Below are 8,251 nucleotides of genomic sequence, written 5' to 3'. Positions count from 1 at the left end.
CTCCAAAAAAGAGGGGGAGCCTGACGCCTAACAACGTTCGCTTGCGTCTGCTGGCGGTCGGCTCCCCCTCTTTTTTGGAGAGGGGGCCGGGGGGTGAGGTTCACACGTCAGGTATACATAAAAAAAGGCGACTACCACAGCCGATACTCTGGCTGCGGTAGTCGCCTTTTTTTGGCAGCTTGATGCGCTATTCGCGCACCAGGCGCTTCGTAACAGTGCCAGCGCTGGTGTGCAGCTGCACCGTGTACACGCCGGCCGCCAGGCCGGCCAGCGGCAGCACGCGCACCGCGCCGGCGGCGAGCGAGCGGGTGGCCACCGTCTGGCCCAGCGTATTCAGCACCGATACCTGCATGGCTTCGCGCTCCAGCGAAGCGGGTAGGCTGAGCTGCACCTCATTAGCAGCCGGGTTGGGCCACAGCGCGATTTCGCGGGCCAGCTGCGCCGAAGCCGTGCCGAGCGTAATCTGCTCGCGCGTGCCGGGCGAGAACGAAAGGCCGCGGAAAGCGAAGACGCCGCCCTGCGCGTTGTCTACCAGGATGGTTTGGGTGATGTTGGCGGCAGTAGTGTAGGGGCTGGCATCCGCAAATTTGTAGAGCGAGGTGTAGCTCACGCCGTAGAGCACCGGCTGGCCGTTTTCCAGGCGGCCGGTGAGGTCGCGCAGCAGGCCATCGCCCTGGTTGGGCGCTACCGTGAAGCTGCCGCGCGCTACCCAGGTAGTGCCATTGTAGCTGTATTTGTTGATGACCGTGGCCGTGGCATCGTCCGCGTAATACAGCAGGTCAACGCCCGGAACGGCCGGGTTTACGTCGAACATGACGAAGCCGCTGGCCGCCGGCGACACGCTCGTGGCCGGGATGCCCGGCAGGTCGGTGGCGGTAGCGGCCGTGGTGGGCACGCCCGTGAAGCGGCGGATTTTGGCCCCGGCGGTCAGCGTGCCATTGCTGGTGGTGGAGAAATACAGGTTGCCGTCGTAGATGTGCATCTTCTTGAAGCTCACCGTAGGCAGCACCACCGTGGCCGAGGCCAGCGGCGTGGCCACGGGCGGCGTGGTGGCGGCCACCGCAGGCGCGTAAACCAGGCCCGTCGACTCGGCCCCGAAAGCGTAGTAGAGCCCGCCGCTATTGGTCACCATCGAGCAGCGCAGCGGGTTGGCCGAGCCTATCAACGCCGCCGAAGTCGATACCGCGCCGTTGGCCGTCACGATGGCCATAACCCGGGCCGCCGATGAGCCGTTGGGGTTGCCGTTGCCGGCGGCAAGGTTGAAGCCCGCCACCGACAGCCGGCTGCGGTCGGGCGAAATGCCCACCACGCCATCGGCATTGCTCCGCACCGAAGAGCCCAGGTAGCCGAAGTTGCTGCCCGCGTCGGTCATCGGCAGGTCGAGGCTGCGCACCAGCGTGCCGGTCGTGGTGTACTCGTCGATGGCCACCGGCAGCGTGCCATTCGGCACGGTCGTGGCCGTGCGGTCGCCGTGGCGCACCACCGCCAGCGTGCCTTGCTGAAAAGCCACCTGGGCACTTGCCAGTTGCGCGGCCAGCGAACCGGCCAGAAAGAGCAAGCCGGTAGCCGGCCGCACTGAGCATCGCGAGAGAAGGGAGTTGAAGTGTACCATGAGGGGTGGGTTTTTGGGAAAAGAAGGTGGATTGATTGACTAGCTGATGTTGCGCAGTTAGTTTTAGTCGTCATGCTGAGCGAAGCGCAGCGGAGTCGAAGCATCTCTATCACTTCGTTGTTGGCGCTAGCCTAACGTCCGCGTCATGCTGAGCGCAGCGAAGCATTTCTACTGCCTCGTTGCTAGCATTAGAAGTTAGTACTGAGGTAGAGATGCTTCGACTCCGCTGCGCTGCGCTCAGCATGACGGTTAGTTACTCCAGCACTATCTTCTGCTGGCTGGCGGCCCCGGTGGCTGGCTGCACGCGCAGCACGTAGAGGCCGTGGCGGCCCTGAGTTTCGGGCAGGGGCAGGCGGGTGCTACCAGCAGCCACGGCCACGGTGCGGCGCAGCACCAGGCGGCCCAGCACGTCGACCAGTTGCAGCTCCACGGCCTGCGCAGTGGCCGACTGCACCTGCACCGCCAGCGCGGCCCCGGCCGGCACCGGGTTGGGGTAAGCCGTGATGCCAAACCCGGCCGAATTAGCTCCCAGCGTAGCCAGCGGGGTGTTGGTAATGGTCACGCTACGCGCATTAGTGCTGAATTGGGCGCAGGGAGCCACGTTAGCTAGGGCCGTTTGCAGGGCCGCCAGGGTGCCGCCCACGAAGGAACTCAAATCGTAGCCGCCCTGCACCAGCAGGCCATACACCTGGTAGGTGCCGACGGGCAAGGCGCGCAGGTCGGCCTCGTCGCGGGCCTGCACCACCGTGTTGTTGGCCGTGTTCACCACCACGTACAGGTAGTCGTAGCCGGGCGTGGACAGCGGCGCGTACACGCTGCCCCCGCCGAAGGTGAGGGCGTAGCTGGCCGGGTTGGGCAGGGTGGCGGTTTGCGTCGATACCACAAGCGTGTAGGTGAGGCCCGCCGCGAGCGCGGGCGTCGTCAGGCTGCCGCTAGTGCTGAAAGCCACCAGGTTCTGGCAGGCATTGACTGGGTTAAAGCTGCCCTGGTAGAGGCTCAATACCATATTAGCGAAGCTCGTGGAAGTACCGATAGTGTACACGCCAGCCGTGGCGGGCACCACCGGCGTGGCGGCGTAGTACACCGACGTGGCCGACAGCGCGCAGCCGCCTGTGCTGCCGGGCTGCGCGAGCAGCGTGCGGGGGCTGCTCGCGCTAAGGCTACCCTGAAGCTGTCCGGTGCCCGAGTTCGTGTATTGCGTCTGGCTGAAAGGCGGCTGAATCAAATACAGCGCCGAGCTGCCGGGGGCCGCGCTCAACGCCGTGGCGGGCTGCAACTGCGTAGCAGTCAGCGCACAAGCCCCAATCGTGAAATTAACATCGTTGATGTCGAAGTAGATGTTACCCACCGCTTCGAGCCGCAGGCGCGCCTGAGTGGTGGCCAGCCCGGCGGGCACGGTGATGGTTTCGCTGCCGTCGTTGGCGGTGGCGGCGGCCAGCACCGTCGGAAACGTCTGGCCGCCATCGGTGGAGAGGGTCAGGCGCACCTGGCTGGTGCCGATGGGGGCCTGGTCGGTGCCGGCCACGTCCCAGGTCACGCGGGCCTGCTGGCCGGCTATCCACAGGGCGGGCGCGTTTAGCACCGTCAGGGCAAAGGGGCCGGTGGCGGGAGCCACGGTGATGGTCACGTTGTCGCTGGCGTAGGCACCGCCGGCGGTTTGCCGGTCGCGGGCCGTCACGGTGAAGTGCATATCGCGGGCCACGTTTGACAGAGCTTCGCCTGCGATGTTGGGCGGCTGGTTGCGGTTGGCGAGTACGAAGGAAAGGTCAGGAAACGTGCGCGAGTTGGCCGTGCGCGGCGGCCGGGGCCGAAACAGCGGGGCGCTCGGGTCGTTCACGGCGGCGATACCGGCATTGCCCGGGATGGTGCCCAGCGCGCCGATGTTGGCCAAGTTGTAGTCAAACTGGTCCCAGGTGTAGTACAGCGTCTGGCCGGCCGGGTCAGTGCCGGTGGCCGTGAGCACGAAAGGAGTATTGCGCGGAATAGTATAGGCCGCCCCGGCGCTGACGGTAGGCACCTGGTTGGTGTTGGTCGTAGCCGTGGGGCAGGTCACGCCGTTCAGCTTGCGGCGCATCTGGTCGAGCGAGCGGGCGTGAAAATGGTTGTCGTTGCCGGCCGCCCCGGTCAGGGTCTGCGCCCCGCATACGGCGGCGTAGCTCATCACGGTGGCCCCGCCGCCCGGCTCTAGCTGGCTGCCAGAAGCCCCGGAGCCGCAGTTGCCGCCGAAGGTGTGGTCGGCCCCAAACTGGTGCCCAAGCTCGTGCATCAGAATGTGCTGCACCCCGCTGGTGCCCACGCCCGACCAGCCGCCGCCCTTGTAGCCGGCGTCGCAGATGACGCCCACGTAGGCCACCCCGCCGCCCGAGTTGTGGAAGCAATGGCCCACGTCGTAGGTGCCCACGGCGTACTGCCGCTGCACGCTGCCGAGCACGTCGCCCAGGTTCTGGTTGCCCACCGCGCCGGCCATGGCGAAGTAGTAGGTGCCCCCGGTCGGCTTCACCAGCTCGAAGCGCACCGCTACTTCCTGCAAGTAGTAGCCGGTTACCACGTTGGTCGCCGCCACCACGGCCTGCTCCACGGCCGCGTCGCTGTTGCCGTTGCTGCTGTAGTAGTCGGCCGTTACTATCACGGCCAGGCGCACCACCCGCACCTGCGTGCCAAAGCTGTAGGGCGAAGGCTGGGTGTTGAAGGCCGTGGGCCGCAGCACCACGCCCGGCACGCTGCCCACGCCGCACGGCCTGGCCGCCTCGGGCGGCGTGGGCTGGAGCCAGTAAGTGCTGCCGGCAGGCAGCGGGCGCAAGCTAGCCGCCTCCGTTTCAGTATGAAAATCAGCCCGCAGGCCCTGCGGCGTGAGCACCAGCGCCACGCCGTGCGCCGGCTCGCCCACCTCGTGCCCCACGAAGGTGCGCAGCCGCTGCCGGGCCGCCGCGTCGGCGGCCGGCAGCACGAAGGTTTCGGTGAGGGCAAACGGCTTGTCGCCGTGCAGGGTAGGTAGCGTGAGCGCGTAGTGGGCTTCGCCGGCCCCGGTGCGCAGCGCCGCGCCGGGCGCGAGCTGGCGGCGCAGCTGGGGCAAATCGAGGGCTACGGCCCGGCCCGCTGTTTGGGCCCGGGCGGGCTGTAAGGCATTGGCTAGCAGGAGTACCAGCAGCAGCAAAAAGGGGTAAAGGTTTTTCTTCATCCGGGAAAGGGGGTGGGACTTGCGTTGGTTGTGAGGGCGTTACTTGGGCTGATTGGCCTTCGATAAGCTGGTCGCAAAACTATCCGCCCCCTACCGCGGGCTCTCATGCTGGATTAATAATAGCTAATTGTATATTGATGAAAATTAGATGATTTTGCGCGCCGCCTATTAATATGGTATAGTATTGCGTGGCCCATGAAAGTCATTCCGTTTAAAATTCCTAAGTCGACCGAAGACTTCATCCGGTACCAGGTTGACAACCAACCCTATTTCTACGACAAGCTGCACCAGCACCCCGAAATCCAGCTGAGCTACGTGCTCGAAGGGCACGGCAAGCTGATTGGCAGCGACTACATCGGCCTCTACCAGCCTGGCGACCTGTTTTTGCTGGGCCACCACGTGCCGCACGTGTTTCGGAGCCACCAGGAATACTACGCCGAGCGCACCGAGCTGCGCAGCCACGCCGTAGCGCTGTTTTTCGACCAAGAGGTGTTCACCAAGGGTTTGTACAGCATCAAGGAATTGCAGGAAGTGCGACGTTTTTTTGAGCACCTCACCGGCTGCTACCAGGTGCAGGAGGCCGTGCGGCCGGCCATCGTGGAGCGCCTGCTGGCGCTGCCCCGCACCAGCAACCTCGAGCGGGTGCTGGCGGTGCTGCAAATCGTGCAGCTGCTGATGCGCCCCGGCGCGCTGCACTCGCTGCACGTCACCGACCACATGCGCGCCCTCACCGAGCGCGAGGGCAAGCGCATGGAACGGGTAGTCAGCTTCTTGATGGAGCAAAGCCACCGCCCCATCACGCTGGGCGAGGTAGCCTCGGTGGCCAACATGAGCCGGGAGGCGTTCTGCCGCTTTTTCAAGGAGCGCACCTGCAAAACCTACGTGCATTACCTCAACGAGCTGCGCATCACCAACGTGTGCCGGCTGCTGCTACACACCGAGCACACCATTGCCGGGGCGGCGTATGCCTGCGGCTTCGCCAATCTCTCGCACTTCAACCGCGTGTTTTTCAACATCGTGGGCAAAACCCCGCGCGAATACCGCGATAGCAGCAGCTGAGAACGCGCCGCGCGGTCCTCGCGGGCACCACTTAGGCCACAGCTGCGCGGTAGCAGCGCCCCACCGTTGCGCTTTATTTTTGACTTATGACTTTTTTTTGCCTTACTCGCCCGGCCCCGCTAGTGGCCTTGCTGACAGGAATCTTCTCCGCCACTTCCAGCTACGGCCAGGGCGGCCAGCTGGCCGACTACCAGCGTAGCGCCACGCTGCACAAGCAGCTCTACCACACGGCCTACCACATCCCGAGCCAGGTAAGCTGGCAGCCCGATGGCAAGGCCGTTTACTACGCCATCTACACGCCCAAAGGCCAGGAATTTTGGCAAGCTGACGGCGCGCAGCCGCCCCGCCCGGCCTTCGACCCCGCGCCGCTGGCGGCCAAGCTCGGGGCCGCGCTTAAGCAGCCCGTGCAGCCGTACCAGCTGCCGCTGAGCAACCTCAAATTCAACTCCGGCGCGGCGGGCTTGCTGCTCAATTTCTCCGCCGGCGGCCAGGAGTGGGAATACGCGCCCGCTACCACCTCCCTGCGCCAGCTGCGCAAGCAGTCGGAAGGCCGCTACTGGAACCAGCGCGACGACCAGGACGAAAGCGGCCGGCTAGTGTACTCGCCCGACAGCGCCTGGGTAGCCTACACCAAAAACTACAACGTGTACGTGCGGCCCGCTAAGGGTAAGGATGAAACGCCGCTGAGCTTCGACGGAGCGGCCAACGACTACTACGCCAGCAACTTGCAGTGGTCGCCCGACTCGAAGAAGCTGGTGGGCATCCGCATCCGGCGCAACGCGCCGCACACGCTATACTTGCTGCGCTCGTCGCCGGCCGACCAGCTTCAGCCTAAGCTCGAAACCCGGCCCTACCCCAAGCCCGGCGACGTGCTGCCGCAGGAGCAGCCCAGCCTGTTTGTGGTAGCCGAGAAAAAGCAGATTCCACTCGCCACCAGCTTGTTTGCGCAGCAGTTTAGCTTGTCGCAGCCCGTGTGGCGCAAGGACAGCCGCGCCGTTACGTTCGAGTACAACGAGCGCGGCCACCAGGTGTTCCGCGTGCTGGAGGCCGACGCCGCCACCGGCCGCGTGCGCCCGCTCATCGAGGAGCGCAGCCCCACGTTTATCACCTACAGCAGCAAGCTGTTTCGGCACGACGTGGCCGACGGCCAGGAGATAATCTGGCTGTCGGAGCGCGACGGCTGGAACCACCTCTACCGCTATGATGGCCGCACGGGCAAGGTCAAAAACCAGATTACCAAGGGCCCGTGGGTGGTGCGCCAGGTACTGCACGTAGACGAGGCGGCCCATACCATTCTGTTTGCGGCCAGCGGGCGCGACACCGGGCAAGACCCGTATTTGCTGCATTACTACCGCGTCAATTTCGACGGCTCGCACCTCACGGCCCTCACCCCCGAAAACGCCAACCACGCCGCCACCTTCTCGCCCGACTACCGCCGCTTCGTAGATGTGTACTCGCGGGTAGACCTGCCGCCCGTGGCCGTGCTGCGCGACGCGGCCACCGGCGCGGTGCTGCAAACGCTGGAGCGCGCCGACCTCACGGCCTGGCAGCAGGCCGGCTGGCAAACGCCCGAGGTGTTCAGCGCCAAGGGCCGCGACGGGCAAACCGACATCTGGGGCATCATCGTGCGGCCGACCAATTTCGACCCCAAGCGCCAGTACCCGGTTATCGAAAATATTTACGCCGGGCCGCACGATTCGTTTGTGCCCAAGACCTTTATGAGCAGCAACCTGGCCATGCACGAGCTGGCCGAGCTGGGCTTCATAGTGGTGCAAATCGACGGCATGGGCACCTCCAACCGCTCGAAAGCTTTCCACGACGTGTGCTGGAAAGACCTGAAAGACGCCGGCTTTCCCGACCGCATCAAGTGGCTGCAAGCGGCCGCCCAGCGCTACCCGGCCCTCGACCTGAGCCGGGTGGGCATCTACGGCACCTCGGCGGGCGGGCAGAGCGCGGCCGGCGCCGTGCTGCTGCACCCCGACTTCTACAAAGTGGCCGTGGCCTCGTGCGGCTGCCACGACAACCGCATGGATAAAATGTGGTGGAACGAGCAGTGGATGGGCTACCCCATCGGCCCGCACTACGCTGCCTGCGCCAACGTGACCTACGCCAACCAGCTGCGCGGCAACCTCTTACTCATGGTGGGCGAAATGGACGACAACGTGGACCCCGCCTCCACCTACCAACTCGCCGACGCCCTCATCAAAGCCAACAAGGACTACGAACTCGTGACGCTGCCCAACCAGGGCCACACCAGCGGCGGCGACTTCGGCGAGCGCAAGCGCCGCGATTTCTTCGTGCGCCACCTGCTAAAGCAGAACCCGCCGGCGTGGAATGAGCTGCCGGCGCAGTAGTTAGCTGCCCTGACGTGGGCGCCTCACCCCCCGGCCCCCTCTCCGAAA

Annotated in this window: 4 protein-coding genes; 2 read left to right on the top strand and 2 right to left on the bottom strand. The window is 65.2% G+C overall.

What is annotated here, in order from left to right; translation table 11 throughout:
• Nucleotides 1–187 precede the first annotated feature (187 nt).
• Together VFO93_RS08820 and VFO93_RS08815 are read right to left on the bottom strand one after the other, a co-directional pair.
• Nucleotides 188–1,612: a T9SS type A sorting domain-containing protein gene (locus VFO93_RS08820; protein WP_325133996.1), complete on the bottom strand. Its 1,425-nt coding sequence runs from the start codon at nt 1,610–1,612 to the stop codon at nt 188–190.
• A 253-nt stretch (nt 1,613–1,865) separates the two neighbouring features.
• The gene (locus tag VFO93_RS08815) at nt 1,866–4,790 is read right to left on the bottom strand and encodes a zinc-dependent metalloprotease (protein ID WP_325133995.1); all 2,925 of its coding nucleotides are present in this window, start codon (nt 4,788–4,790) and stop codon (nt 1,866–1,868) included.
• A gap of 195 nt (nt 4,791–4,985) precedes the next feature.
• Between VFO93_RS08815 and VFO93_RS08810 the strand changes: the two genes are divergently transcribed.
• Both VFO93_RS08810 and VFO93_RS08805 read left to right on the top strand, forming a co-directional pair.
• A complete protein-coding gene (locus VFO93_RS08810) occupies nt 4,986–5,849 on the top strand; it encodes an AraC family transcriptional regulator (protein ID WP_325133994.1) in 864 nt (287 codons plus the stop codon).
• Nucleotides 5,850–5,935: 86 nt separating this feature from the next.
• Nucleotides 5,936–8,203: a S9 family peptidase gene (locus tag VFO93_RS08805; protein WP_325133993.1), complete on the top strand. Its 2,268-nt coding sequence runs from the start codon at nt 5,936–5,938 to the stop codon at nt 8,201–8,203.
• Nucleotides 8,204–8,251 lie beyond the last annotated feature (48 nt).

Origin of the sequence: Hymenobacter sp. (assembly GCF_035709525.1) — a bacterium.
Taxonomy (GTDB): domain Bacteria; phylum Bacteroidota; class Bacteroidia; order Cytophagales; family Hymenobacteraceae; genus Hymenobacter.
Note: the sequence above shows the minus strand (reverse complement) of the source record. Positions and strands in the feature narration are given on the sequence as shown.

What these genes read in the sequence shown, in the direction of transcription:
- VFO93_RS08820 (WP_325133996.1), bottom strand. Translation starts at nt 1,612, where the DNA reads ATGGTACACTTCAACTCCCTTCTCTCGCGATGCTCAGTGCGGCCGGCT.
- VFO93_RS08815 (WP_325133995.1), bottom strand. Translation starts at nt 4,790, where the DNA reads ATGAAGAAAAACCTTTACCCCTTTTTGCTGCTGCTGGTACTCCTGCTA.
- VFO93_RS08810 (WP_325133994.1), top strand. Translation starts at nt 4,986, where the DNA reads ATGAAAGTCATTCCGTTTAAAATTCCTAAGTCGACCGAAGACTTCATC.
- VFO93_RS08805 (WP_325133993.1), top strand. Translation starts at nt 5,936, where the DNA reads ATGACTTTTTTTTGCCTTACTCGCCCGGCCCCGCTAGTGGCCTTGCTG.